The sequence below is a fragment of the Clostridium sp. MCC353 genome (assembly GCF_018785315.1).
Taxonomy (GTDB): domain Bacteria; phylum Bacillota; class Clostridia; order Lachnospirales; family Lachnospiraceae; genus CHH4-2.
The window spans coordinates 1-338 of record NZ_WQPN01000177.1; the positions used below are offsets into that span (position 1 = coordinate 1).

1 protein-coding gene is annotated in these 338 nt (G+C 44.7%); it reads left to right on the forward strand.

Features of this window, described 5'->3' with window-relative positions; translation table 11 throughout:
* Positions 1 to 95 precede the first annotated feature (95 nt).
* Positions 96 to 338: a hypothetical protein gene (locus tag GPL15_RS26495; protein ID WP_215701680.1), complete on the forward strand. Its 243-nt coding sequence runs from the start codon at positions 96 to 98 to the stop codon at positions 336 to 338.

Below are 338 nucleotides of genomic sequence, written 5' to 3' on the forward strand. Positions count from 1 at the left end.
GAAACATAGAAAAAGCAAAGAATTGTTTGATTGAGGTGGGGATTAACAGTAAAAGGTCAAGGCATTTTCGAAAATGCCTTGAGGGTCGATGTTAAATGGTGTGGAGATTTACATTAAAGGGTGAAGCCATTTTCGAAAATGCCTTGACCCTTTATTTAAATTTGCTTTTAATTACTTTAGCCAGAGAAAACCAGCAGGAAAGCGGGACGAGGGAGCGGAGGCGGGATTGGATGTTTGGAGGCGGTCCTGGGGAGCGGAATCCGTCGGGGATGAAAGCCATCTGGAAACCGTTAGTGAAACTTAGGCTCCAGGGATGGAAAAAGATGGGCAGAAACTGA